Genomic DNA, 24,007 nt, shown 5'->3' with positions numbered 1-24,007 from the left:
CCAGGTCAAAATAGCGGCATGTCCCCGCTCATCAGAGAGACCCGTTGATCCGCCCCGTCTTTGAGCCCGAAACTCTGCCTGTCATCGCGACGGGCGCCGATCTGCCACCGGTCACGGGCGAGCGTCTGACGCCCGATGCACTGCGGGCGCGCTTCGATCGGCAACTTGCCTGGACTCCTGAGAAGATCGCCGATGCGCCGTGGCGCAACACCGACCTCGATCCACGCGTGGCCGCGGTGCTGGTGCCGCTCGTCATGCGCGCGCGAGGCGTTACCGTGTTGCTCACGCAGCGCGCGGACCATCTGAGCGATCACGCCGGCCAGGTGAGTTTTCCCGGCGGCCGCCAGGAACCGTTCGACGCCGATGCGACTGCCACGGCGCTGCGCGAAGCGCGCGAAGAGGTGGGTCTCGACGCTTCGCGCGTCGAAGTTCTCGGCGCGTTGCCCGACTATCTGACTGGCACCGGCTTTCGCGTGTCACCGATCATCGCTCTCGTGCACCCGCCGTTCACCCTGGAGATCGATCCGCTCGAAGTGGCCGAGGTTTTCGAAGTGCCGCTCGCGTTCCTGATGGACCCGTCCAACCATGAAGAGCGGCTGTTCCGCTACGAGGGCGGGGAGCGCCGCTTCTTCGCGATGCCGTATCCGCGCGGCGAATTGACGGTGGCTCCGGAAGCCGCCGAGCAGCACGGCCCGCAACACGCGCAGACGGTCACGCCAGCGGCCGTGCAAAGCGGCCAGCATTTCATTTGGGGCGCGACGGCTGCGATGCTGCGCAACCTGTATCGGTTCCTCGCCGCATGATTGATATGACCCGCATCGACGCGCCGACGATGCGAGTTGCGCGGACGACGCACTTGTCGGCGCTTTGTCAGCGTCCGCGTTCAGACTCATCCGACCCTGTGCTATCGTTATAAAACAATCGTAAAAACTTAAAAAGCACGGCGCATCGCATGACTTTTTTCTCCGTATTGCTGGCTCTGATCATTGAACAGGTACGCGCGCTCTCGCCGAACAATCCGGTGTCCGCGTTGCTTCAATACCATGCGGAGTCGGCGGCGCACGGATTCGATGCCGGCAAGCAACGTCACGGTCTGCTCGCGTGGCTCGTCGTGGTGGTGCCCTGGACGCTGGCGGTCGCGCTCGTCTACTACGTGCTGTATCACATTCACTTCATGCTCGCGTTCCTGTGGAACGTCGTGGTGCTTTACTTCACGCTCGGCTTTCGGCAGTTCAGCCATTACTTCACCGACATCCATCTCGCGTTGAACAACGATGACGTGCCGCACGCGCGCGAAATTCTCAACGAATGGACCGGGCTCGAAACTGTCGACATGCCGGTCAGCGAAATCGTGCGTCACACGCTGATTCACGCGGTGGTCGCGTCGCATCGCCACGTGTTCGGCGTGTTCTTCTGGTTCCTGATTCCGGTCGGTCCTGCCGGCGCGGTGCTGTACCGTTGCGCGGAATACCTCGCGCGCGCATGGGCGCGGCCGGCCGACGACCGCACCGTCGCGTTTTCGAGCTTCGCGCAGCGTGCGTTCTTCGTGATCGACTGGGTGCCGGCGCGGCTGACGTCGCTGGGCTTTGCGATCGTCGGCAATTTCGAGGATGCGATTTACGCGTGGCGCAATCATGCGCGGCAGTGGCCCGATACGAACGACGGCGTGTTGCTCGCCGCGGGCAGCGGGGCGCTCGGCGCGCGCCTGGCCGGGCCGCTCGCGGAGCCGTCGAGCCTCGACGCGCTCGCCACTGGCGATGGCGGTCCGATGCAAGTCGGCGACGACTGCACGCCGCGCACGCTGCAATCGGCGGTGGGCCTCGTGTGGCGCGCGGTCGTGCTGTGGATGATCCTGCTGTTGATGCTGACCATCGCGGTGTGGCTCGCCTGAAGCGGCCCACGCACGCGCGCAGCGCAAGAAAAAGCCGGGCATTGCCCGGCTTTTTCAATTCCCGACGACGCTTCACCCCTTCAACGGATCGCGCACAGTCCCGCACTGCCAGCATACGGTGAACTGCGCCTCGAGCATCTCGCCGCACTGCTGACATTGCCATTGCGGCGCGCCTGGCGCCGGTCCTCGCGACGCCGCTTCGATCAGCCGCCGCGCGACCGCCTCATCGCGTTCATCGACCAGCCACAGCTCCGGGGCGCATTGATCGGCCGGAATCTCGCCGAGCGCGCCGTTCAGATAGCGGTTATGCAGCTCGCACGCGATGCCCGCGGTCTCCAGCACATTGACCCAATGCTGTCCGATGATCAGGTTCGGCGCGCGCATCAGTTTCATGTCAGCGGACTATCTGGCTCGCCTCGTGCACGAGTTGCGCATAAAGCGCATGCCGTTCGCGGCGGATCCGGCCGTCGGCGACTGCTTCGAGGATCGCGCAGCCAGGCTCGTGCAGATGATGGCAGTTGTAGAAACGGCAGTTCGGCAGCAGCGGCCGGAACTCGGGGAACGCGCGTTCGAGCCGGCCTTCGGTCAGATGGTGCAGGCCGAATTCCTGGAAGCCCGGCGAGTCGATCAGCGCACCGGCCGCGCCGTTGACGTGATTCACATCGGCCGTACCCGCCGACGGAGGCAGCGGATAAAGACGCGTGAACGTCGTCGTATGGCGCCCGCTGTTCAACGCGGTCGAGATCTCGCGCGTCGCCACTTCGGCATCGGGAATCAGCAGGTTCACGAGCGTCGATTTGCCCATGCCGGACTGACCGAGCAACAGCGTCGCGTGACCGTGCAGATGCTCGGTCAGCGTGGCGCGGGCCGCCTCGGGCTGCATGCGGATCGACACTTCGAGCACCGGATAGCCGAGCGCGCGATACGGCTCGAGCCGCTTGCGCGCGCCGTCCAGAGCAGCGGTAACGTCGATCTTGTTCAGCACGATCAGCGGCTTCAGTTCGTTCGCCTCGGCGGCGACGAGCGCGCGGCCGAGCAGATCCTCGCTGAAATGCGGCTCGGTCGCGAGCACGATCAGCAGCTGATCCAGGTTCGCGGCGAACAACTTCGACTTGTACTGGTCCGAGCGATACAGCAGATTGCGCCGCTCGCCGATCTCGACGATCACGCCTTGATCCGCGGAAGTCGGCTCGTAGATCACGCGATCGCCGACCGCGACCTCGCTGCGCTTGCCGCGTGGGAAACATTGCAGCAGCGCGCCGCCGTCTTCAGGCGCGACCAGATAGTGGCGGCCGTGCGCGGCCACCACGAGGCCGCCCGTGCGCGCGCCGTGCATGCCGGACCCGGCACCGCGCGCCGCTTTTTTCGGAGCGCGGCCGCTCATGCGTGCTGCAGCAGTCGGTCGATCCGCTGCGAGGCCGGCGGATGCGAATAGTAGAACGCGGTGTAGAGCGGATCGGGCGTCAATGTCGACGCGTTGTCCTCATACAGCTTGACGAGCGCGTTGATCAGATCGTGCGCGTCGGTTTGCGACGCGGCGAACGCGTCGGCTTCGAACTCGTGCTTGCGCGAGCTGAGGCTGCCGAGCGGCGTGACGAAGAACATGAACACCGGCAGCGCGAGGAAGAACAGCACGAGCGCGAGTCCGCTGTTGCCGCCAATGAGCGACGGCCGCACGCCGAGCCCTTCGTAGAACCACACGCATTGCGTCAGCCAGCCGAGCAGCGCGAGCATCGCGAGGCTGATTGCGAACGTGACGAGCATGCGCTTCATCACGTGACGACGCTTGAAGTGGCCGAGCTCGTGCGCGAGCACCGCCTCGATCTCGCGGCCGGACAGCCGCGCGAGCAGTGTGTCGAAGAACACGATGCGCTTGCTCGCGCCGAAGCCGGTGAAGTACGCGTTGCCGTGCGCCGAACGGCGGCTGCCGTCCATCACGAACAGCCCCTTCGCGGCGAAGCCGCAGCGCTTCATCAGCGCCTCGATGCGGGTCACGAGAGCTTCATCTTTCAGCGGCTCGAACTTGTTGAAGAGCGGCGCGATGAAGGTCGGGAAAATCAGCAGGCCGAACATCTGGAACGCGACCCACACGACCCATGCCCACAGCCACCACAGGTTGCCCGCGCGGTTCATCAGCCACAGCACGACGAACAGCAGCGGCAGGCCGAACGCGATGCCGAGCAGCGCGCCCTTCAGGCGGTCGAAGAAGAACAGGCTCTTGCTCATGCGATTGAAGCCGAAGCGCTGCTCGACAACGAACTGCCGGTAGTAGTCGAACGGCAGGTCGATCGCGCTCGTGATCGCGATCACGGCGGCAACCAGCACGATCTGGCCGACGTAGCCGCGGCCGAGCCAGTCGGAGATCGCGAGATCGAGCATCTGCACGCCGCCGAGCAGCGTGAGCCAGATCAGCACGGCCGCGCCGACGACGATCTCGACCATCGCGAGCCGCGTGCGCTCGACGGTGTAGTCGGCCGCGCGCTGATGCGCAGTGAGCGCGATGGTGTTCACGAACTGGCTGGGCACCTGTTCGCGATGCGCGACGACGAAGCGGATCTGCCGCGATGCGAGCCAGAGTTTGGTGCCGACCATCGCGACGACGGCGACGATGAAGAGGGCGGTGAAGTACAGGGTAGGCATCCGAGGATTCCGTGGTATCTATGCGAGAATTATATGTTTCTTCCCGCCTCAGGGCGGAGATACGGTTTAACGCGACGGTTTAACGCATTAGCTCCGGGCAGCAGTTCAAGGCGGCGCTTCGGCGCGGCCGGCCCGGCTCGAACCGCGCGAATCCATTTCAAATGAACACATGCCGCGCCGCGCGGGTTTGCAGCGAACCCCGCGGCGCGGCCCTCAGGGTTGCCTTCATGACTGACATCCTCGCATCCACCGAACAGCCGCCGCTCGTGCGCAGCGACATGAATCTCGTCTGGCTGGACATGGAAATGACCGGGCTCGAGCCCGACTCCGACCGCATCATCGAGATCGCGGTGGTGGTGACGAATTCGACGCTCGACAGGATGGTCGAAGGTCCGGTGCTTGCGATTCATCAGAGCGATGAGACGCTCGCGAAGATGGACGAGTGGAATCAGAACACGCATGGCCGCTCGGGGCTGATCGATCGCGTGAAGGCGTCGACGGTCAGCGAGGCCGATGCGACCGCGCAGATTCGCGAATTCCTCGGCCAGTACGTGCCGCCGGGCAAGTCGCCGATGTGCGGCAACTCGATCTGCCAGGACCGCCGCTTCATGGCGCGCTGGATGCCGGACCTGGAGAGCTTCTTCCACTACCGCAACCTCGACGTGAGCACGCTGAAGGAGCTGTGCCGGCGCTGGCAGCCGGTGATCTACAAGGGCTTCCAGAAGCGCGCGATGCACACCGCCCTGGCCGATATTCACGAGTCGATCGACGAACTGAAGTACTACCGCGAGCATTTCCTCGTGCCGTCGGCGCCCGACGCCGCCGCGAGCGGCAAATAAAGCGCGGGCCTGCACCGGCAGGCCCTGATCCTCGAACCTCAGTCCTGCCGCGGCGCGCGTTGCGCGCTTTTCGGCCGGAACGCCTTCACGACGTCGGCGTTGGTTTCCACGTAAGGCCCGCCGATCAGGTCGATACAGTAGGGCACCGCCGCGAAAATCCCCGGCACCTTGACCACGCCGTCATCGCGCAGGCCTTCCAGCGTTTCCCGGATCGATTTCGGCTGGCCGGGCAGGTTGATGATCAGCGCGGCGTGCTGCGCCGTTTCGCGGATCACCGCGACCTGGCGTGACAGGATCGCGGTCGGCACGAAATTCAGGCTGATCTGCCGCATCTGCTCGCCGAAGCCGGGCATCTCCTTCGTCGCCACCGCGAGCGTCGCCTCGGGCGTCACGTCGCGGAGCGACGGGCCGGTGCCGCCAGTCGTCAGCACCAGATCGCAGCCCACTTCGTCGACCAGTTCGATCAGCGTCGCCGAAATGGTCGGCGCGTCATCGGCGATCAGCCGCGTGACGACTTGCCACGGCGAGCTCAAGGCCGCGCCGAGCCATTCCTGCAGCGCCGGAATGCCCTTGTCCTCGTACACGCCCGTCGACGCGCGGTCGCTGATCGACACGAGGCCGATCACGATTTCGTCGGGGTGGTTACGTTGCTTATGTTGATCAGGCGTCGCGGTCGTCATCGTCGTGTTCCGGGGCGAGGTCAGCGTCTTCGGCTCCGTCGCCGGCGCCGGCTGCGTTCTTGATCCACTGGAACAGCTCGCGGAAATAGCGCGGCGGCTTGCTCTGCTGCGCTTCCTTGCGCGCGTTGCGGATCAGCGTGCGACCCTGCTGCGGGTCGGCGGCCGGGTGCTGGCGGATGAACTCGGTCAGTGCGGCGTCGTCGGCAAGCAGCTTTTCGCGGGTGCGTTCGATCCAGTGGAGCTTCGCCGTTTCCGTCTTGTTGACGCCGTTGTAGGTGTCGAGCGCGGTACGCAGCGCGGCGGTGTCGGTATCGAGCAGCGAGCGCATCACGCGGCCGACGTACTGGATCTGGCGGCGCTTGCCTTCATGATCGGTGATGCGGCGCGCTTCGCGCACGGCTTCGTCGAGCTTTTCGGGCATCGGCATGCGCTTGAGCGCGTCTTTCGGCAGCGCGACGAGCGCCGCGCCCAGATCCTGCAACGCCTGCATTTCGCGTTTGACCTGGGACTTGCTCGGACGATCGTAGCCGTTTTCGTCGACTTCCGTGACGACGGATTCGATCGGTTGAATGCGGGTTTTGCGTGTCATGGCGGTATTGTAACTTGCCGCGCCGGCCCGACCCGCGGCGGCGCGTACCTTGCTATGATCGCGGGATGCATTTATCCCGCACCCGCGCGCCTCGCGCCGAACACGGTGCGCATACCCTGGGCCGCGCGGCCCCAACAGGACGGCAACCACAATGGCAGCAGACATGGACGTCAAGCAGCGCTTTTTTCCGCATACCCAGGATGAGCTGAAGGAAATCGCCTCGGACATCCTCCGTCACGCGAAGGCGCTCGGCGGTACCGACGCCGCAACCGAAATCTCCGAGGGCGACGGCCTGTCCGTCTCCGTGCGGCGCGGCGAAGTCGAGACGATCGAGCACAACCGCGACAAGATGGTCGGCGTGACGGTGTTCATCGGCAACAAGCGCGGCAACGCGAGCACCTCGGACTTCTCGCCGCAGGCGTTGAAGGACACGGTCGCGGCCGCGTACAACATCGCGCGCTTCACCGCCGAAGACGATTGCGCGGGCCTCGCCGAAGCCGAACTGCTCGAAACCGCGCCGCGCGACCTCGATCTGTATCACCCATGGAATCTGTCGGCCGACGAAGCCGTCGAAATCGCGCGCCGCGCCGAAGACGCCGCGTTCGCGACCGATCCGCAGATCAAGAACTCCGAAGGCGCGAGCGTGTCGGCGCAGCACTCGCAGTTCGTGCTGGCGACCTCGCGCGGCTTCCTCGCCGGCTATCCGTATTCGCGCCACTACATCGCGTGCGCGCCGATCGCCGGCAGCGGCCGCAACATGCAGCGCGACGACTGGTACACGTCGACGCGCAGCGCCGGCGAACTCGCCGATCCCGAGGCAGTGGGCCGTTACGCGGCGCAGCGTGCGCTCGCGCGCATCGGCGCGCGCGGCCTCGATACGCGCAAGGTGCCGGTGCTGTTCGAAGCGCCGCTCGCGGCGGGCCTGCTCGGCGCGTTCGTGCAGGCGACGAGCGGCGGCGCGCTGTATCGCAAGACTTCATTTCTGGTCGACAGCCTCGGCAAGCCGGTGTTCGCGCCGCACGTGCAGGTGGTCGAAGATCCGCACGTCGCGCGCGCGATGGGCAGCGCGCCGTTCGACGAGGAAGGCGTGCGCACGCACCAGCGATCGGTCGTGAAGGACGGCGTCGTCGAGGGTTACTTCCTGTCCACCTACTCGGCGCGCAAGCTCGGCATGAAGACCACCGGCAACGCGGGCGGCTCGCACAACCTGTCGCTGCTCAGCTCGAACACGCGTCCCGAGGACGACTTCGAGGCGATGCTGAAGAAGCTCGGCACCGGTCTCTTGCTGACCGAGCTGATGGGGCAGGGCGTCAACTACGTGACGGGCGACTACTCGCGCGGCGCGTCGGGCTTCTGGGTCGAGAACGGCAAGATCCAGTACCCGGTCGAGGAGATCACGGTCGCGAGCACGCTGCAGGAGATGTTCCGCCATATCGTCGCGATCGGCGCGGATACGATCACGCGCGGCACCAAGCAGACCGGCTCGGTGTTGATCGAACGGATGACGATCGCGGGGCAGTAAGCCGGGCGGCGCGTTTCGGCGCCGCCCCGTATCAAACGAAAACGCCACGCAGCTCAACGTTGCGTGGCGTTTTTTTATTGCATGCCGTGGCGCGTGCCGTCAGACGTCCTTGCGTTGATAGGTGACGAACGCGTAATCGAAGTCGTTCGGCGCATTCGAGTGATGCGCTTCACGCGCGATTTCTTCCCACACGTGCGGGTCGATCGCAGGGAAGGTCGCATCGCCGGGGAAGTCGGCGGCGATTTCGGTGACGATCAGCTTGTCCGCGTGGCGCAGCCCTTCGTCGTACAACTCCGCGCCGCCGATCAGAAACGCCTGCGGCGCCTGGTCCTGCGCGGCGAGCGCGAGCGCTTCGTCGAGATTGGTCGCGGTGTCGCAGCCCTGAAAACGCCGCGAGCCATCGCGTGTGACGACGATGTTGCGGCGTCCGGGCAGCGGCCGGCCGATCGATTCATGCGTCTTGCGGCCCATGATGATGGGCGCGCCCATCGTCGTGCGCTTGAAGAACTTGAGGTCTTCGGGCAGTCGCCAGGGCAACTGGTTGTCGCGGCCGATCACGCCGTTGCTGGCGCGAGCGACGATCAGGGTGAGCGTCGTCATCGAATGGAAAGAGGAGGGTAACCGGGCGATTCTACCCGACGCTCCGATGCGCACCGATGCCCGCCCGCCGCTCAGCCGCCGTTCAGCCGCCGCTCACCCTCCCGCCGGCCCGTCCGTGGCGAGCCCTTCCTTGTCATCGGCGCCGCCCGGTTCGCGCAAACCGTGCACGCCCATCAGCCGATACAGCGTCACGCGCGAAATGTTCAGATCCACCGCCGCCTCGTTCAAGCGGTGCCGGTGGCGCAGCAGCGCGGCCTCGATCGCGCGCTTCTCGGCGGCCTCGCGCGCCTGCGTGAGCGTCATGCTTTGCTGTTCGGTAAAACCGGCGAGGTCGAGATCGTCGGCTGAGATCAGCTTGTTCTCGGCCATCACGATCGCGCGGCGCACGCGGTTGATCAGCTCGCGCACGTTGCCGGGCCAGTTGTAGTTGTAGAGCGCCTCGATCGCCGACGGCGTGAAGCCGCGAATCTTGCGCGCGTTGTCGGTCTTGAACTTGTGCAGGATGTGGTACGCGAGAATCTCGATGTCCCGCGCACGCGCGCGCAGCGGCGGCTCGTCGACGCGCAGCACGCACAGGCGATGAAACAGGTCCGCGCGGAACTGGCCGTCGCGCATCGCGCCGTCGAGATCGACGTGGGTCGCCGAGATGATGCGCACGTCGACCGGAATCGATTCGCGTCCGCCGAGCCGCTCGATCTTGCCTTCCTGCAGAAAGCGCAGCAGGCTGGCCTGGCTTTCGAGCGGCAGGTCGCCGATCTCGTCGAGAAACAGCGTGCCGCCGTCGGCCGCTTCGACTCGGCCGATCTTGCGCTGATTCGCGCCGGTAAAGGCGCCGCGCTCGTAGCCGAACAGTTCGGATTGAAGAAGGTGATGCGGAATCGCGCCGCAGTTGATCGGCATGAACGGCGCCTTGCGGCGCGGCGAGCGCTCGTGGATCGCCAGCGCGGTCAGCTCCTTGCCGGTGCCCGATTCGCCCGCGATGAACACGCTCGCGTCGGTGTTCGCGACCTTGCGGATTGTGCGAAAGAGCTGCTGCATCGCCTCGCAGGTGCCGACCATTTCCTCGTCGCCTGCTTCGCCGGCGGGCGGCGGGAATTCCGGGTCGCACAGCGTGACCATGCCGAACGCGTGGCCGGCCAGATAGTCGATCGTCGCGTGCGCGACCGGCAGCTTCACGAAGTCGAAGCAGTAGTGGCGCACGAGGCGTCGCACCAGCGGATCGTTGAGCCGCTCGTTGCTCGCGAGCGCGATCCAGCCGATCTGCTGCTGACGCAGGCTCGCCTCGAGTCCGCCGATGTCGCGCGGCGCGAAGCTCGCCAGATCGACGATGCCCGCGCACGCGAGGTCCGGCTTTAAAAGCCGCCCGAGTTCGTGCGCCGAGCGCGCGGCCGCGACCTGCCAGCCGCGGCCTTTCAGATGTGCGATCAGAGTTTCGTCAGGAGTGCGCGCGACGTATAGCAGCTGTCGCGCGACGCCTGGCATCGCGGCGCTCGCTTGGGCGCCGGTTTCATTGCTCGCCGGTGGAGCGGCTGCCGGCACCGCGAGCGGCAGATGCGATCCCGCTGCCGCGACGGAAGTCACACTGCTCAGATGAGGTGATTCACGCACGTTCGACCTCGTATCGTTGGCACGTCAGAAGGTGTACGGAAAGCGCACGCCGACCACGAAGTTCGGCGCGTCGGGTGTGAGTCCGATCGATACCGAGCCGTTGATGGTCAGGTGCTTGTTCACGACGTGGTTCAGGCCAAAATTCATCGCCGCGGCCGTGGTCTCGCTGCCCGGCACCTTCTGGTAGCTGCCGCCCGGCGCCTTGGTCTGCGACTCGGGTTCGAGCGCCATCGTGAACGCCACGCTGGCCGAATCCTTGTCGGAGAACGCGAGCGCGACGCCGCCGCCGAACTGGACGATATCGCCGAGCTTGACCGTCGCCGGTTCGGTTTGTCCCTGCACCGACGAAATGTCCGCGAACGAACGCGCGAGGTTGTAGGTGTAGGAAACGCTGCCGAACAGCACGACCGGGTCGTAGGTCTTCAGCACCGACAGACCCGCGGTGATGTTCCAGAAACCGGTGCCGGTCGGCAGTCGGGTCGGCGCGACGAGGTTGGTGTTGTCCGCGTCGACCTGCACGACTTTTTCGCCGAACGGCGAGCTGCCGGTCGGCGCCTTCACGCGCAGACTGCCGACCACGTCCGGCAGCGCGTTGGTTTCCCTGACGAACTGATAGTAGATGCCGAAATTCACGTCGCCGATGTCGTGGCTCGACACCGTCGCGTCCGACAGCGTGCTCGCCGCGCCGCCCGCGCCGCCGACGATGAAGGTGCTGCGCCGGTACACGTACGGCACGTCGACGTCGACGTTGATGCGGTCGGACACGCCGTAGCGCGTGTCGAGGTCTGCCATCACCTGATGCGACTTGGTCTGGCCGAGGTTGATGTTGCCGAGGAAGATCGCATCGAGCGCGAGGAAGCCCGACAACTGCAACTGGCGACGGTCGTAGTAGGTGTCGCTGATGCCGAAGTCCATCGTCAGCTTGTGGTCGAACAGTGGCGCATGCTCGCGCTGCACGACCGCCTGCTCGGCCTGGGTGCGCACCGGTTCGTTCGCGCGCTGGGTCTGGCCGACCGCGCCGCTGCCGTCGGTGGCGGCGGGCAGGCCGCCGGCGCTGGCGTTGCCCGCGTTGCTGCCGTCCGGTGTCGGCGGATTGACCGGCACGCCGGTCGCGGTGCCGGTGGTGCCCGCCGGCGCGGGCGCGCCAGGCGCGATCTGCGCGAGCGGCGGCAGCGGCACCGGCAGGCGGTCGGCGCCGGGCTGCTCGGCCACCGTGCCGCTGCCCGCCGGAGCGCCGGCGCCCGGCACGCCGCGGCCGCGTTGCGCCATCTCGAGTTCGGTGACCTGGCGTTCGAGCGAATGGATTTGCCGCTGCTGCTCGTTGACGACGCGCATCAGCGTATTCAGACGGTCCTCCACGGATTGACCGGCGAGCGCCTGCGCGCTCGCCGGCTGAGAAAGAGCCCAAAGCATGACGGCGGCCGGAATGGCCGCGAGAGCCATGCGCGGCGCCCTGGTCGATGACACTTTTTTCATTTTTTGCTCCCCCGGTGGTCCGGCCGCGCGGTGCTGCCTGCGCGGCCTTCTCTTCACTGCTTGTGGTCCAACTGGCGGGTGGCGGCCCGCGCCGTTATCTCCTGTTTTGCAGTGCCTGCAGTACGCCCAACTGACGAAGCATCGAAGCCGACATCTGCTGGGTTTGCAGATGCAGTTGCAGGGCGTTGGCGACTTGCTGGTTATTGCCTGCGATCTGCAGCAACTGGGCGATCTGCCCGTTGCTCGGCGCGATGGTCTGGGTGGCGAGCCCAGCGGGTGTCTGCAGCGCGACGTTCACGCCGTTGCTGCCGAACGAAATGCCGGCTTTCACGGAGCCGGTCGAATTGCTGGCCGTCGCCGACGGCGCGTTGGCGGAGCCCGTCAGCGTCGCGGCGCTGTTATTGAAGTCGATCAGCGCGGAGTTGGTGCCGCTGTTGCGATCGCCCGCGACCTGGGTAACCTGCGACACGCCGTTGACGCCGATGCTCTGGCCGCCGCGCGCCTGCGCATTCGGGTTGGCGCCCGAATCACCTGCATGGCCGTGCGTGCCGCCGCTCACGCTCGCGAACGTGCTGACGGAACTCGTGAGTTGGCCGCCACCGTTCTGTACCGCGCTCAGCGAGCCTTGAGCGAGCGCGCTCGCGCCGTTGGGCAAGCGCCATTGCGAAATGACGTTCAGCACGAAGCCGGAGATCATCGTCGCGCCGGCGTATTTGCCGGTCTGGGTCGCGAGCACATCGTCGCCGACCAGTTGCACTCGCAGCGGCTCGGCGCCTGGCTCGGACCGTATCGAAAGTTCGGGAGCCGGTGGCGAGGCGGCGCCCTCCGAAGCATGGGCAACGCTGCTTGCGCCATAGGCGACGGCACAGAGCACTAACCCAAGCGGTGTGAGGTGTGACTTCATGGCGGGATCAGAACATGTCTGCCTTGTTCAAGCCGTACTCGAAAAAGGGCGTCGCCGCGCTGCCGGCCGCCAGCGCGGCGGCGCGCAGCTTCAGCGCGAGCGACTCGTTGTCCTGCAACAGCGGTGAATCCTCCCTGAAGGGTTTGCCGAGGACCGCGAACACGAGGCCGTTCCAGGTCTTCGCGAAGTCGTCTTCGAGCACGATGCGATTGCCGAGCGCCGGGTCCGCGATGAACACGCGGCCGTCCTGCGCATGCTTGACGATCACGAAATGCTCGTAGCCGTCGATGTTCATCAGGACCATCACGGGGATCTGAAGATGGTGGAGCGCGTCGACGTTGACGCGAAAGCCGCGGCCGCGCAGTCCGATGGTCTCGACGAAATGCTTCATGTCGAGCATCGAGAAGCCGTTCTTGACGACGACTTCGGGCGTAGAAAAAACCATCATCCGGCGGATCAGTTCGGTTTCCGGAATATCGATGCCGTAGCCGTACTTGAGGAGGGTGGCGAGCGCCGCCGCGCCGCAGCTGTAGTCGAACTGTTGATTGACGATGTGGTTGTAGCGCAGGTCCTTCATCGAACGGACCGTTTTCGTCAATGGCACGCCGACGAACGTGGACGTGTCGATGCTCGACTGTGCGGCGGCGTGATCCGCGCACAGCACATAGCCTGCCAGCGCTACGGCGAGCGGTAGCGCCGGGAACCCCTTAAACCCGGTCATGCTGGTCTCCTGCCCGATCCGCGCCGGCAGCTTCTATGGCTGCCGGCGCGCCCTTCCGACTGCTTTGTGCTTCTTCTGCTGGCCCGCGGTCGTCGCGTCGTCGGCTTACTTGCCGCTGTTCAGCGCCGCGATGGCAAGTCCGTTGTGCTGCAGATTGCCCGCGCCGCCGGCGATGTTCACGCCGATGTTGCCGGAGGCGCCTTTCAACGTATCGGCCCCGAGACTCGCGGTGCCCTGGAACTGCCCGTGAACGACCATCGTGGCGGATTGCGAGTTGTCATCCGTTGCGTCCTTCGCGGTGGTCAGCGCCTTGCCCGGCGAGGTCGTCGTCACCGCGCCGGCGAGCGCGTTGTCCTGCGCGTTGCCGATGCCGGAAGCGATGTTCACGCCGACGTTGCCTGTCACACCCGACAGCGACCCGTTGCCGACCGACGCGTTCAGATTGAAGTTATGGATCGCCGCGCTGCCGCTCGAGGACTGCACGTTGAAGTCCTGCGCGTTGCCGAACACGTTGCCGACGTCGACCGACGCGAGCGACACGTCGTTGCTCTGCGCGTTGTCGATGCCTTCCGCGATGTTGATGCCGAGGTTGCCCGACACGTTGCTGGCCGCGTTGGTGCCGGTGGTCGCGTTCAGCGTGGCGGCCGCTTCGTTGTTGATGTGCTGCGTGATCGAGCCGCGCGTCGTCACATCGGTCGTCGTCATGCCTTCGTCGATGCCCCACAAGGCGCCGTACGCGTTGGTCGACGAAGAGCTGCTGCGCGAGTAGCTCGACGATTGCTCGCCGATCCTCGCAAAGCCGGAGCCTTCGCTCGCCTTGAAGCCCCACGAACGGCTTTGTCCGGACGCTTCGCTCGCTTCGAAGGCGCCGGCGACGCCCGACGAGTTCGAGTAGCTCGATTCGCGATAACCGGCGTGCAGGCCGCCGTGGGCGCTGAACGAGCCGCTGCCGTGCGAGGGCGTGTTGTGGTCCTGATAGCTGTAGCTGCCGCCGATCGAGCCGCCCGCCGAGAGATGGCCGCCCGAGTTCTGACTCGTGTGCGAGAAGCTGCCCGCGATGCCGGCTGCCTGCTGGCTGGTTTCATAGCCGCTCTTCGTCACGCTCGCGCTCTGGCTGCCGTACGCATAGCTGCCCGAAGCTTCGAAGCCCTGCGCGTTCGAACTCGACGAGGTATGGCTTTGCGTCGTGAACGCGAATGCCGCGCCACCGCCTCTGAGCGAGCTCCTGTTGTTGTTGATGGTCGTGGTCACGGTGCCGGTGGTGTAGGTCTGCGCCTGCGGATCGAGCGTCGCGTTCACGTTGACCATCTGGTTGTTGTTGATCACCGCGTTAGCCGTGCTGGAGACATACACGCAGCCAAACAGTCCGACCATACCCTCGACGCCGACCATCTCGCCGACGACCGTCGTATTGAACAGGTAGGCCTTCTGCGGCGCGGCAAGCACGCTGCCGGACGCGGCAACGAGAACGGCCGTGGCAATAAGAGTGCGCTTCATGATTCGCTCCGATACTTAAGTGTGGTCAGTTAAAAAAAGTGCCCGCCGGGGGACGGAGCACAAAACTGTTTGCCGTGGCATTACCGGCGCCGGCTGCCTGGTTGATCTGCACGATTCCGCTCGCGTTACGGAAGGCATCGCTGGAAATGCTTGCCTCGCGCACGCCGTGAATCGTGTTCGACTGCCCCGGACTGCCGTTTTTCGGGGCCGTCGCGGATAGCTCCCCATCCGAGACAGTCTCGACTCCGAGCGCCGCAGTCCCGATCTGGGTGCTGTTGCGCTGCAGATTCCCTGCTCCGGCCGACTGGTTCACCAGCACCGCGCCGGAGGTGTTCGAAAACGCATGGGCCTCGATCGACGCTTGTGCGCGCGGCACGTTCGCGACCACCGACGCGCTTTGCAGGCTCGCGTTCGCGTTGCCGACGGCGGCGCCTTTCGTCACCGTGATCTGGTTGATCTGCGCGTTGTCGAGGCCTGCGGTTTCGTTGACCGAGAGCGCGCCCGTCGCGCCCATGCCCGCGCCGCTGCCGATCGTCGCGGTGGCGCCGACGACCGGCACCGCCGGCGACTGCGCGCGGGACTCGCCGGCGACGAGCGCAGCGACGCCCATGCACAGGCACGCGCAGACGCGCAGGGCAGTGCGCGCCGAAGTGAATTGCAGCGATTGCAGCGATTGCAGCGAGGGGCGCAGGCGCGTGCTCATTTCAGACCTCCGAGCGCGCCGCCGAGCACGTTCGACAGCGGCGCGAGCGCACCCGTCACCGACGAGCTGATCGTGCCGCCGACGCCCGTCGCCGGTCCGCCGATACCGCCCGCGTTCAGCGGGATCGTGTTGCCGGTCGCCTTGCCGGAGAGGATCTGCGTGACGGCCTGCATGCCGGTGCCGCCGAGCACGCCACCCGCGACGACGCCGTTCGAGCCGTGTGCGTTGGTCAGATCGGTGTCGCCGACGAGCGTCGCGATCGTCGGGTCGAACGAATTGGCCGGGAACGTGGTGGCGCGCACCGCGACCGGGTCCTGGTCGCGCGGCACCGGGACGAACGCGTCGCGCGGCGTGACGCTGCGCTCGACGATGATGTCGCCGGGATTGGCGACCTGCTCGGCATGCGCCTGGCTCGCGAAGCAGGCGCTGACGAGGACGCTGGCGAGGAGGGCGGTGCCGGCCAACGCGGCGCGCGGCAAGACCGGAGCGATGCTGAACGAAGCCGCCGGCAGCCCGAGGGCGTGCGGCTTCTGGTGGTTCGTGCTCATGTCCCGGTCCCTTCTCTGTTGTTGCTTGTGTCCCGCCGTCGTGGGGCGCGTCAATTTTGGCGCGGCCACCGGTCCCGCATTCCCTGGTTATTTGCTATCGGTTCGTTGCTTCGTCCTGCTTACCTGCGCTGGTATGCCGCGACGTTGCCCTGGGCGGCGCGTGCTGCATCGACGGGCACGGGCAGCGGCGAGGGCGGGGCGATCTCGTCCCACAACGTCACCTGGTTACCGCCGCTTTGCATCAGCCGCGGCGGCGCGGCGACCATCAACATGCCGACTGCGCCGCCGCGTTGCCGCGACAGGATCTGGTCGTCGAGCGAAATATCGTTCATCGATGCAGCATCGGCAGCCGGGTTCGACGCGTTGGCGGCAAGCTGGCTGTCGTCTTCCGCGGCAACCGGCGAAGCGGTTTGCAGGCTGGGGGAGGCGGGCTCGGTGGCATCGTTGAAATTCGCCAGCGTGACGGATCGCGTCGGAGCGGTTGGCGCTGTCGGGGTGCCGGCACCCGCCGGCAGAGCGCTGAGCGCGAGGGCTGCGCAAATTGCGAAAAATGGCGCGCGGCAGCTTATCAGATCGATGCGGAACGCGAGTCGCATGATGTGTCTCCCTGGTGTTCGCCATTTAGCGAAACATGTGCCATCGCTCGCAATCCATTGATGCGTCTGGCCGCCACCAGCGGAATGACAACTAATGCGTTCGAAATCGGGAAAAAACGTTGCAGCACTGAAACGGGTCAGCAGAAAATACCTATAATTCGATAATCCGTAAGGTACGAACTACCGTCGCGAGAACGCCACGAAAAGCGCTTCCACTAATGTTTTATTTGTCGGCTGAATAAATGGAGATCGGCCGCTAAACCATGATGGGCAAGGGGTCCATCGATTAAATTCGCATAATTGTTTTCGAAGCGGCGCACGTATAGTAAGCTCTCGAAAACAGCTTCAGATTTAAAAAAAGGCCCATATCAGGCCGTCTCAAACACACACGCCGCTTTCTTGGGGATCAGCTGTCCGCACGGAATGGAATGGCCGTTCGGGTTTTGCGATTCGCGAATCCCGGACGAGTCAGCGTGTCTGAACCGCAGTTTCAGGTGCATGCGTCGTCCTTAACGTTCGTTGACGAGAGGATCTGAATAATGGAACCCGCAACGCGGCAACTGATTTACGTTTCGCGTGACCCGAGCGCGGAACTGAATACGCGTTTTATGCAGCGTGGCTGGCATGTGGAAGTCGTGGGATCCGCGCGCGATGCGCGCCGGGCAGTGCGCACCGGCTCGGCAGCTGGCGGCCTGCTCGATTTGTCCAGTGATTTCCAGCCGCACGAAATCGCCGCTTTTGAATCCTGTTTGACCATGCCGAACGTCGGCTGGGTTGCTGCGACCACGCCTGGCCAACTGAAAGACGCCGCGTTGCGCCGGCTCGTGCGCGACTACTGCTTTGATTACGTGACGGTGCCGTCTTCTGGCGACCGTATCGTCGACTCGGTCGGTCATGCATACGGCATGATTTCGCTGAGCGACACGACCTCGCACGACGGCTTGCAAGGCGCCGAGGGCGAGATGGTCGGCTCGTGCGACGCGATGCTCGCGCTGTTCCGCTCGATCCGCAAAGTCGCGATGACCGACGCGCCGGTGTTCATCTCCGGCGAATCGGGCACCGGCAAGGAGCTGACGGCGGTCGCGATTCATGAACGCTCGGCGCGGCGCAACGCGCCGTTCGTGCCAATCAATTGCGGCGCGATTCCGCCGCATCTTCTGCAATCGGAACTGTTCGGCTACGAGCGCGGTGCGTTCACCGGCGCGAACCAGCGCAAGATCGGCCGCGTCGAAGCGGCCAACGGCGGCACGCTGTTTCTCGACGAAATCGGCGATCTGCCGCTCGAAAGCCAGGCGAGCCTGTTGCGCTTCCTGCAGGAGCGCAAGGTCGAGCGGCTCGGCGGACATACCGCGATCGATGTCGACGTGCGCATCATTTCGGCTACGCACGTGGATATGACCGCGGCGATGATCGAAGGGCGCTTCCGTTCCGACCTGTATCACCGCCTCTGCGTGCTGCAGATCGACGAGCCGCCGCTGCGCGCGCGCGGCAAGGACATCGAACTGCTCGCCCGGCACATGCTCGAACGTTTCAAGAAGGATGCGAGCCGCCGTCTGCGTGGCTTCGCGCCCGACGCAATCGCCGCACTTCATAACTACGGCTGGCCCGGCAACGTGCGCGAGCTGATCAACCGGGTGCGGCGCGCGATCGTGATGTCGGAGGGACGTGCGATCACCGCGCGCGACCTCGAACTCGCCGAATACGTCGAGATCGTGCCGGTGTCGCTCGCGCAGGCGCGCGAAGCGGCCGAACGTCAGGCTATCGAACTCGCGTTGCTGCGGCATCGCGGGCGGCTCGGGGATGCGGCGCAGGAACTCGGCATCTCCCGGGTGACGCTGTACCGGCTGCTGTGCTCGCACGGCATGCGTCATATGGAAGGCGAGCCGATGTCGGCGCCGCACGGCGATTTGCCGGCGTCGGTGCAGCATCTGTAGGCGGCGAGGCTGGCGACGCGGCATGTGAAGGTCTGGCGCGTCGCCTCGAAGCACTTTTGCGTGCACGTTTGCCGCTCGCATCTATCGTGTACCGCGTGGTTTTCCTTTCCGTCTGATATTCCCCCTCGATATTTCCCAGGCGGCGCGCCATGCCCCGGCGTCGTCCGGTCGCGCTTGTTAGAATCGGGCTTTGCTCAATTCCGTGAGCGCGCCTGATCGGGTTCGCGCCGCGTCGAAGGAAACCGCATGAAACAATACCTGGACCTCGTCCGCACGATTCTCGACACCGGCACGTGGCAGGAAAACCGCACCGGCATCCGCACCATCAGCATGCCCGGCGCGATGCTGCGCTTCGATCTGCAGCAAGGCTTTCCCGCGGTCACGACGAAGAAGCTCGCGTTCAAGTCGGCGATCGGCGAGCTGGTCGGGTTTCTGCGCGCTTCGCGCAGCGCCGCGGACTTCCGCGAGCTCGGCTGCAAGGTGTGGGACGGCAACGCGAATCAGAACGCGCAGTGGCTCGCCAATCCGTATCGCGAGGGCCCGGATGATCTCGGTGACGTGTACGGCGTGCAATGGCGCAAGTGGCCCGCCTACAAGGTGCTCGACGCCAGCGCGAGCGCGCAGCTGGCCGACGCGCAAGCGCGCGGTTTTCGCGTGATCACGCAGTTCGACGAAGATGGCCGTTCGAAGGTGCTGCTTTACAAGGCGATCGATCAACTGCGCCAGTGTCTCGACACCATCATGCAGAACCCCGCCGATCGACGGATTCTGTTCCATGCCTGGAATCCGGCCGTGCTCGATCAGATCGCGCTGCCGGCTTGCCATCTGCTGTACCAGTTTCTACCGAACGTTACGCGCCGCGAAATTTCGCTGTGCCTGTATATCCGCAGCAACGACGTCGGGCTCGGCACGCCGTTCAATCTGACGGAGGGCGCGGCGCTGCTGCATCTGGTCGGACGCTTGACGGGCTATACGCCGCGCTGGTTCAGCTATTTCATCGGCGATGCGCACATCTACGAGAATCAGCTCGATATGCTGCACCAGCAGCTCAAGCGCGAGCCGTACGAGAGGCCGCGGCTCGCGATTTCCGATCGCGTGCCCGACTACGCGAAGACCGGCGTGTACGAGCCGGAATGGCTCGAGAAGATCGAGCCGGCGGATTTCTCGCTGATCGGCTATCAGCATCACGAGCCGCTGACAGCGCCAATGGCGATCTGATGCCGGTGGAAGCGGGGCGCTAGCGTTCGCCCCCGTCGAATGTAGAAAAGCCCCCGCGATGGTTTGCATCGCGGGGCTTTTTTGTCGCAACGGCAGGTGTCCTGCTCAGCTCCTGTGATGGTCGTCGCGATTGCCGCCGCCCTGGTGCTGCTCGACGTGTTGCGGTTGCGGCTGGGGTTGCGCACGGGGCTGTTGCACTGGCTGGGGCCGCGGTTCGGGGCGCGGCTGCTGCATCTGCATCTGCGGACGCGGCTCTGGCCGGGCTTGCGGCATCGGCATTGGCTGTGGACGCGGCTCGAAATGTGGCTGCTGGGCCTGCTGGAATTGCGGCTGGGGCCGAGGAACTTGCGGCATCGGCTGCGGACGCGGCTCGAAATGCGGCTGCTGCGCCTGCTGCAACTGCGGCTCGGGCCGAGGGGCTTGCGGCATCGGCTGCGGACGCGGTTCGAAATGCGGCTGTTGCGCCTGCTGCATTTGTGGTTCGGCACGCGGTTGCTGCGGCGCGACGGCGCGCGGCACCTGTTGCATCGCAGGCGGATGCCAGTTCGACCCACGCGCCTGTTGCTGCGCGGACGGGTTTTCCGGTGGATGCGGCACACCGGACTGCGGCGCGACGCTCGGCTGCTGCGGACGGCCGGACTGTTCGATGCGCGGCGCCTGCTGCGCCGTCGGCGTATGCGGCTGCGTCCATGCGGGCTGAGACCGACCGACCGCACCCCATTCCTGCGGCGCGCCATGCTGCCGTGCGTGCGCCGCCGCGTCGGCCGGATTACCGCCGCCTGCTTGCGGCGGCCGCGGCACTCCGTTCGACGGATGGCCCAGATTGCCCGCGAACCCGCTCTCTCCAGGCTGCGGCGGACGCGCGTTGCCGATCATCTGCGGCGGCATGCCCGCGCGCGCTTGCGGAGGCGCTTCGCCACGCGGCCTCACGGCGCCAGCTTCACCGGGCCGCTGTCCGGCCTGCTCGACGCCATGCGGCGCGTTGCCGCCGATTGCGCCTGGCGTACCAGGCGCACCCGCCGCCATCCCCGGCGGACGTCCCGGCACGTGCGATTGCACGACCCGCACATTCGCCATCGGCAGCGCGCCCGGAGCGCCGGTCATATGCGCGGGCACCGAGGTGCGCACGACCGGCTGGCCGCCGCCGGGCACTCGACCGCCGCTTTGCGCGAAGCGTTGCGCGAGTTCGTCGTGATAAGCAGCGGGCATGACGGGATTGCGGGTCGCGACTACGGGCCGGCCGACGACGCTCGCCGGTGGCCGATAGTTCGCGCGCCGCAGATCCGACCCGAAGCTTTCGCGCACCGGCGCGATCCCCGGTGCACCCGGATTGATCCGCGCGTTGCGCCACTGCGCCGGGTCGACTTTCTGCGAGAAGCGTCGGACCGGCTGACCGTGCACGAACGCGGTCGCCGGCACGGCCGTCACACAGCCCGGCACGCGATAGTTCACGTACGTGTTCACGTTGCGGTGGTAGTCGTTGAAGATCGACGTGCGGTTCACGCGGTTGTAATACCCGGCGCTCCAGCGATCGTGACCGCGCCAATGTGGATGCCACGGCTCGCCCGGCCCGAGCGGAAACCACGCGACCCCCGCCGCGATGACGCCGCCGACCGCCAGGTTGACACCCCAGTCGGCGCCGCCGCCGTCATCACCGACGAACGCGACCAGCGCCGGCGCATAGGCCGGCGCCACGTCCGCTTCGAGCGGACCGGGCACCCAGGCCCACGTGCCGTCGATGTCAGCCCAGCGGCCGTAGTGGTACGGCGCGAATCCCCAAGGCTGGTCGTCGACCCAGGTCCAACCCCAAGGCGCCTGCCAGACCCAGCGGCCGTCGTGATACGGCGCCCAGCCGGCCGGCGTCGCGTTCGGCACCCACACTGCGCCGTACTGCGGCGTCTCGCGCCATGTGCCGTTGGCATCGAGATCCTCGTAGCCGGGGATGTCGCGCGACACGTAGCGCGCCGACAGCGAGCGGTCTTCGGTGGCGTCGCGACTGGCGGCCCACTGGTCGAGTTCGTCGGCAGCGGGCGCGCGGCTGTCGGCGAACTGCTGCAGGTCGGTGCCGGCAAAGCGGATCTGCTGGCCCGCCGCGACCGGCACCTGGCCGCCGTCGCCGTACGCAATCGCGCTGCCGCTGCGCACGGTGACGGTCGTGCTGCTGCCGTCGGGCGCGACGTCGACGCGGTAGTCGCCGGGACCGTTCACGCCGAGCGCAAGGTTCGGCGTGTCGATTTCATACGACGACCCCGGCGCGAGTTCGCGCACGCGGGTCGACAGCGTGCCTTGCGCGACTTTCAGTTGCGCGGTCGTATCGTCGAGATTGAGCACGTCGAGGCTCGTGTTCTGGCCGAGGCGCACCGCGGTCGAGCCGATGTGCAGTTCGGAACGTGCATTCTGGTCGTTCCACAGCTGGTCGCCGGTCGTCAGCGGCCGGTTGATCTGCGCATACGACCAGTCGGTTGCGCCGGCTGGCTCGGTGGTCACTGCGCCGGCAGTGTAGTTCAGACGCGCGATGCGCCCAGGAGGATCGCCCCCCGACGGTTCGCCGCCCGACCCGACGGCTACCGCGGCGGGTGGCGCAGGTGGCGCTTCCTGTGCGAGAGCGGTTTGCGCAGCGAGCGCGACGACAGCGGACGCGATCAGCGTATAGCCGCTGATCCGGCGATGAATCCCGGCTTGCCGTATGGGTTGCTTGGCGTGTGTCATGACTGATCTCCGACGGACGCGGCAATCGGCCGAGTCCGTTCAGTCACTGTACCTGCCGCCTATGTTTCAAGGCCCGCACATTTGTAAGGTGGATTCGCTCGCCTGTAACAAAAGGTCTCGCGCGGGTCTCGCGCGGGTCTCGCGGCTCCGCCGGCACCGTCAGTTCAGCGGCCTATCGGGTCAAAAACGCATCGAATTGCTGATGACCGGCTGGCGTGACGCGCAGAACGCGAGGCCGCTCGGTCCGCTCGACCCAGCCATGCGCCGACCACGCGTCGAGCAACGCCGCGCCGAGCGCGCCGCCCAGATGCGGCCGGCGCATGCTCCAATCGAGGCAGGTGCACGCGAAGCGCCGCCGCCGGGTCTTCTGCGCGGCGAGGTCGATGCCCCAGTCGGCGAAGCGGGCGGCGCCCTGAGCGGTCGCTTCGAGCGATTCGCCGTTTTGCGTCAGCAGCCCGCGCTCGAGCATGCGCTCGAACATCCGCACCGACAGCTCGCCCGCCATGTGGTCGTAGCAGGTGCGCGCAAAGCGCATTTCCACCGGCACGGTGCGTGCCGGACGCGGCACGGAGCGCTGCGGCGCGCTGACTTGCGCGACGTTCGCGAGTGCTTCGATCGAGGCGGCGATATCCGCCGACGCGATCCGGAAATAGCGATGCCGGCCGCGCACTTCGAGCGCGAGCAGCCCGCCGTCGGTAAGCCGTCCGAGATGGGCGCTCGCCGCCGATGGCGACAGCCCCGCGATCATCGTCAGTTCGCCCGCGGGGCGCGCGCTGCCGTCCATCAGCGCCCACAGCATCGCGGCGCGGCCGGGATCGGCGAGTAGCGCGCCGATGCGGCTCAGGCCGGGGAAGTGGTTCTGGTCGTCTAAGAGGGGGGCGGTCATGGCGCGTCTCCTGAAGGGGCGGCAAAGGGCGCCGCCACGATTTCCACTCTACGCGCATCCGGTATTCGATGTTTCAGCTTTGCGTGAACAATCAATGTGACGGAGGTGTCACGCTCGCCCGCGTTCCCGCGCCGTCTCGTGCCGCCAGGCTAGAATCGAAGCCTGTTCTTGCAGGAATACGATGTGATGAAAACGCTTCTGGCCGTCGCCGCGACGGTTCTGCTGTTCACCGCCTGCGCAGGGGGCGGAGCCGGCTCGGGCTCGGCCGGCAGCGGCAGCATCAGCATGTACGGCACCATCGACCAAGGGATCACCATCCACAATTAGGCCGACCACCGGCCCCTCGGCGTGCCGCGCGCGGCGTGTTCCATGCGACGCCGCGCCGCGCGCAATATTGCGCTCGTATAATCGCCTCCTTTCAATGCATCCGATTGACCGGAGTCAAG

The 24,007-nt window shown here is 66.1% G+C and carries 23 protein-coding genes; 7 read left to right on the top strand and 16 right to left on the bottom strand.

Annotated features, from left to right (window positions below):
• Nucleotides 1–44: 44 nt before the first annotated feature.
• Nucleotides 45–803 (top strand): NUDIX hydrolase, encoded by a 759-nt coding sequence (locus tag VSR82_RS04815; protein WP_429458398.1) that lies wholly within the window; start codon nucleotides 45–47, stop codon nucleotides 801–803.
• A 149-nt stretch (nucleotides 804–952) separates the two neighbouring features.
• Nucleotides 953–1,891 (top strand): CobD/CbiB family protein, encoded by a 939-nt coding sequence (locus VSR82_RS04810; RefSeq protein WP_368586578.1) that lies wholly within the window; start codon nucleotides 953–955, stop codon nucleotides 1,889–1,891.
• Nucleotides 1,892–1,963: 72 nt separating this feature from the next.
• Here the strand turns inward: VSR82_RS04810 and VSR82_RS04805 are convergent, their stop codons facing one another.
• Genes VSR82_RS04805 through VSR82_RS04795 form a run of 3 tightly spaced genes read right to left on the bottom strand, consistent with a single transcriptional unit; the run spans nucleotide 1,964 to nucleotide 4,531 of the window.
• Complete coding sequence (locus VSR82_RS04805) at nucleotides 1,964–2,284, bottom strand: putative signal transducing protein (protein ID WP_176380308.1); 321 nt, start codon at nucleotides 2,282–2,284, stop codon at nucleotides 1,964–1,966.
• A gap of 1 nt (nucleotide 2,285) precedes the next feature.
• Nucleotides 2,286–3,275, bottom strand: a complete 990-nt coding sequence (gene rsgA / locus VSR82_RS04800; RefSeq protein WP_368586577.1) for a ribosome small subunit-dependent GTPase A — start codon at nucleotides 3,273–3,275, stop codon at nucleotides 2,286–2,288.
• On the bottom strand, nucleotides 3,272–4,531 hold the full coding sequence (locus tag VSR82_RS04795) for a M48 family metallopeptidase (RefSeq protein ID WP_410849598.1): 1,260 nt from the start codon (nucleotides 4,529–4,531) through the stop codon (nucleotides 3,272–3,274). Before VSR82_RS04795 ends, rsgA begins: the two co-directional genes overlap by 4 nt.
• Nucleotides 4,532–4,758: 227 nt before the next feature.
• Here VSR82_RS04795 and orn point away from each other — a divergent pair, with 227 nt between their 5' ends.
• Complete coding sequence (gene orn / locus VSR82_RS04790) at nucleotides 4,759–5,370, top strand: oligoribonuclease (protein ID WP_368586575.1); 612 nt, start codon at nucleotides 4,759–4,761, stop codon at nucleotides 5,368–5,370.
• Nucleotides 5,371–5,408: 38 nt separating this feature from the next.
• Here the strand turns inward: orn and mog are convergent, their stop codons facing one another.
• Nucleotides 5,409–6,050 (bottom strand): molybdopterin adenylyltransferase, encoded by a 642-nt coding sequence (mog, locus tag VSR82_RS04785; protein WP_429458402.1) that lies wholly within the window; start codon nucleotides 6,048–6,050, stop codon nucleotides 5,409–5,411.
• Nucleotides 6,031–6,639 (bottom strand): ribosome biogenesis factor YjgA, encoded by a 609-nt coding sequence (gene yjgA, locus VSR82_RS04780; RefSeq protein WP_429458404.1) that lies wholly within the window; start codon nucleotides 6,637–6,639, stop codon nucleotides 6,031–6,033. Before yjgA ends, mog begins: the two co-directional genes overlap by 20 nt.
• A gap of 151 nt (nucleotides 6,640–6,790) precedes the next feature.
• Between yjgA and pmbA the strand changes: the two genes are divergently transcribed.
• Complete coding sequence (gene pmbA, locus VSR82_RS04775) at nucleotides 6,791–8,161, top strand: metalloprotease PmbA (protein ID WP_498857508.1); 1,371 nt, start codon at nucleotides 6,791–6,793, stop codon at nucleotides 8,159–8,161.
• Nucleotides 8,162–8,260: 99 nt separating this feature from the next.
• Here pmbA and VSR82_RS04770 read toward each other — a convergent pair whose 3' ends face one another.
• From VSR82_RS04770 to VSR82_RS04730, 9 genes are all read right to left on the bottom strand, one after another.
• Nucleotides 8,261–8,761 carry a dihydrofolate reductase gene (locus VSR82_RS04770; RefSeq protein ID WP_410849595.1) on the bottom strand — a complete coding sequence of 167 codons (501 nt, stop codon included), beginning with the start codon at nucleotides 8,759–8,761 and terminating at the stop codon, nucleotides 8,261–8,263.
• Nucleotides 8,762–8,854: 93 nt separating this feature from the next.
• On the bottom strand, nucleotides 8,855–10,369 hold the full coding sequence (locus tag VSR82_RS04765) for a sigma 54-interacting transcriptional regulator (protein ID WP_429458408.1): 1,515 nt from the start codon (nucleotides 10,367–10,369) through the stop codon (nucleotides 8,855–8,857).
• Between the two features lie 24 nt (nucleotides 10,370–10,393).
• Entirely contained in the window at nucleotides 10,394–11,845 is a 1,452-nt protein-coding gene (locus VSR82_RS04760; RefSeq protein WP_429458410.1) for a hypothetical protein, read from the bottom strand.
• A 94-nt stretch (nucleotides 11,846–11,939) separates the two neighbouring features.
• Nucleotides 11,940–12,749 carry a peptidase C39 gene (locus tag VSR82_RS04755; protein ID WP_410849592.1) on the bottom strand — a complete coding sequence of 270 codons (810 nt, stop codon included), beginning with the start codon at nucleotides 12,747–12,749 and terminating at the stop codon, nucleotides 11,940–11,942.
• A 7-nt stretch (nucleotides 12,750–12,756) separates the two neighbouring features.
• Nucleotides 12,757–13,470 (bottom strand): C39 family peptidase, encoded by a 714-nt coding sequence (locus VSR82_RS04750; RefSeq protein ID WP_410849591.1) that lies wholly within the window; start codon nucleotides 13,468–13,470, stop codon nucleotides 12,757–12,759.
• Nucleotides 13,471–13,575: 105 nt separating this feature from the next.
• A complete protein-coding gene (locus tag VSR82_RS04745) occupies nucleotides 13,576–14,967 on the bottom strand; it encodes a FapB/FapC family functional amyloid domain-containing protein (RefSeq protein ID WP_498857507.1) in 1,392 nt (463 codons plus the stop codon).
• A gap of 25 nt (nucleotides 14,968–14,992) precedes the next feature.
• Nucleotides 14,993–15,670 (bottom strand): FapB/FapC family functional amyloid domain-containing protein, encoded by a 678-nt coding sequence (locus VSR82_RS04740; protein ID WP_410849589.1) that lies wholly within the window; start codon nucleotides 15,668–15,670, stop codon nucleotides 14,993–14,995.
• The gene (locus VSR82_RS04735) at nucleotides 15,667–16,218 is read right to left on the bottom strand and encodes a FapA family amyloid fibril periplasmic chaperone (RefSeq protein ID WP_429458415.1); all 552 of its coding nucleotides are present in this window, start codon (nucleotides 16,216–16,218) and stop codon (nucleotides 15,667–15,669) included. Before VSR82_RS04735 ends, VSR82_RS04740 begins: the two co-directional genes overlap by 4 nt.
• Before the next feature lie 119 nt (nucleotides 16,219–16,337).
• Nucleotides 16,338–16,814, bottom strand: coding sequence for a hypothetical protein (locus VSR82_RS04730; RefSeq protein WP_429458417.1), 477 nt, complete (start codon nucleotides 16,812–16,814; stop codon nucleotides 16,338–16,340).
• Between the two features lie 539 nt (nucleotides 16,815–17,353).
• Here VSR82_RS04730 and VSR82_RS04725 point away from each other — a divergent pair.
• Nucleotides 17,354–18,748, top strand: a complete 1,395-nt coding sequence (locus VSR82_RS04725; protein ID WP_368586563.1) for a sigma-54 dependent transcriptional regulator — start codon at nucleotides 17,354–17,356, stop codon at nucleotides 18,746–18,748.
• Nucleotides 18,749–18,994: 246 nt separating this feature from the next.
• Nucleotides 18,995–19,966 (top strand): thymidylate synthase, encoded by a 972-nt coding sequence (locus tag VSR82_RS04720; protein WP_429458419.1) that lies wholly within the window; start codon nucleotides 18,995–18,997, stop codon nucleotides 19,964–19,966.
• 105 nt (nucleotides 19,967–20,071) lie between these two features.
• Here VSR82_RS04720 and VSR82_RS04715 read toward each other — a convergent pair whose 3' ends face one another.
• Nucleotides 20,072–22,675, bottom strand: coding sequence for a DUF6600 domain-containing protein (locus VSR82_RS04715; RefSeq protein WP_498857506.1), 2,604 nt, complete (start codon nucleotides 22,673–22,675; stop codon nucleotides 20,072–20,074).
• A gap of 172 nt (nucleotides 22,676–22,847) precedes the next feature.
• Nucleotides 22,848–23,561 carry an ArsR/SmtB family transcription factor gene (locus VSR82_RS04710; RefSeq protein WP_368586561.1) on the bottom strand — a complete coding sequence of 238 codons (714 nt, stop codon included), beginning with the start codon at nucleotides 23,559–23,561 and terminating at the stop codon, nucleotides 22,848–22,850.
• A 186-nt stretch (nucleotides 23,562–23,747) separates the two neighbouring features.
• On the opposite strand from VSR82_RS04710, the gene VSR82_RS04705 reads away from it, so the two are divergent.
• Nucleotides 23,748–23,888 (top strand): hypothetical protein, encoded by a 141-nt coding sequence (locus VSR82_RS04705; RefSeq protein WP_368586560.1) that lies wholly within the window; start codon nucleotides 23,748–23,750, stop codon nucleotides 23,886–23,888.
• Nucleotides 23,889–24,007: the final 119 nt, after the last annotated feature.

The organism is Burkholderia sp. JPY481, from assembly GCF_038900515.1.
In the GTDB taxonomy this organism is placed as follows: domain Bacteria; phylum Pseudomonadota; class Gammaproteobacteria; order Burkholderiales; family Burkholderiaceae; genus Paraburkholderia; species Paraburkholderia youngii.
Note: the sequence above shows the minus strand (reverse complement) of the source record. Positions and strands in the feature narration are given on the sequence as shown.

Excerpts from the sequence above, each read along its gene's own strand:
- VSR82_RS04735 (WP_429458415.1), bottom strand. The coding sequence starts at position 16,218 with ATGAGCACGAACCACCAGAAGCCGCACGCCCTCGGGCTGCCGGCGGCT.
- VSR82_RS04710 (WP_368586561.1), bottom strand. The coding sequence starts at position 23,561 with ATGACCGCCCCCCTCTTAGACGACCAGAACCACTTCCCCGGCCTGAGC.
- VSR82_RS04810 (WP_368586578.1), top strand. The coding sequence starts at position 953 with ATGACTTTTTTCTCCGTATTGCTGGCTCTGATCATTGAACAGGTACGC.
- VSR82_RS04745 (WP_498857507.1), bottom strand. The coding sequence starts at position 14,967 with ATGAAGCGCACTCTTATTGCCACGGCCGTTCTCGTTGCCGCGTCCGGC.
- VSR82_RS04730 (WP_429458417.1), bottom strand. The coding sequence starts at position 16,814 with ATGCGACTCGCGTTCCGCATCGATCTGATAAGCTGCCGCGCGCCATTT.
- VSR82_RS04795 (WP_410849598.1), bottom strand. The coding sequence starts at position 4,531 with ATGCCTACCCTGTACTTCACCGCCCTCTTCATCGTCGCCGTCGTCGCG.
- VSR82_RS04740 (WP_410849589.1), bottom strand. The coding sequence starts at position 15,670 with ATGAGCACGCGCCTGCGCCCCTCGCTGCAATCGCTGCAATCGCTGCAA.
- yjgA (WP_429458404.1), bottom strand. The coding sequence starts at position 6,639 with ATGACACGCAAAACCCGCATTCAACCGATCGAATCCGTCGTCACGGAA.
- VSR82_RS04805 (WP_176380308.1), bottom strand. The coding sequence starts at position 2,284 with ATGAAACTGATGCGCGCGCCGAACCTGATCATCGGACAGCATTGGGTC.
- mog (WP_429458402.1), bottom strand. The coding sequence starts at position 6,050 with ATGACGACCGCGACGCCTGATCAACATAAGCAACGTAACCACCCCGAC.
- rsgA (WP_368586577.1), bottom strand. The coding sequence starts at position 3,275 with ATGAGCGGCCGCGCTCCGAAAAAAGCGGCGCGCGGTGCCGGGTCCGGC.
- VSR82_RS04705 (WP_368586560.1), top strand. The coding sequence starts at position 23,748 with ATGAAAACGCTTCTGGCCGTCGCCGCGACGGTTCTGCTGTTCACCGCC.
- VSR82_RS04750 (WP_410849591.1), bottom strand. The coding sequence starts at position 13,470 with ATGACCGGGTTTAAGGGGTTCCCGGCGCTACCGCTCGCCGTAGCGCTG.
- VSR82_RS04720 (WP_429458419.1), top strand. The coding sequence starts at position 18,995 with ATGAAACAATACCTGGACCTCGTCCGCACGATTCTCGACACCGGCACG.
- VSR82_RS04755 (WP_410849592.1), bottom strand. The coding sequence starts at position 12,749 with ATGAAGTCACACCTCACACCGCTTGGGTTAGTGCTCTGTGCCGTCGCC.
- VSR82_RS04725 (WP_368586563.1), top strand. The coding sequence starts at position 17,354 with ATGGAACCCGCAACGCGGCAACTGATTTACGTTTCGCGTGACCCGAGC.
- pmbA (WP_498857508.1), top strand. The coding sequence starts at position 6,791 with ATGGCAGCAGACATGGACGTCAAGCAGCGCTTTTTTCCGCATACCCAG.
- VSR82_RS04770 (WP_410849595.1), bottom strand. The coding sequence starts at position 8,761 with ATGACGACGCTCACCCTGATCGTCGCTCGCGCCAGCAACGGCGTGATC.
- VSR82_RS04760 (WP_429458410.1), bottom strand. The coding sequence starts at position 11,845 with ATGAAAAAAGTGTCATCGACCAGGGCGCCGCGCATGGCTCTCGCGGCC.
- orn (WP_368586575.1), top strand. The coding sequence starts at position 4,759 with ATGACTGACATCCTCGCATCCACCGAACAGCCGCCGCTCGTGCGCAGC.
- VSR82_RS04715 (WP_498857506.1), bottom strand. The coding sequence starts at position 22,675 with ATGACACACGCCAAGCAACCCATACGGCAAGCCGGGATTCATCGCCGG.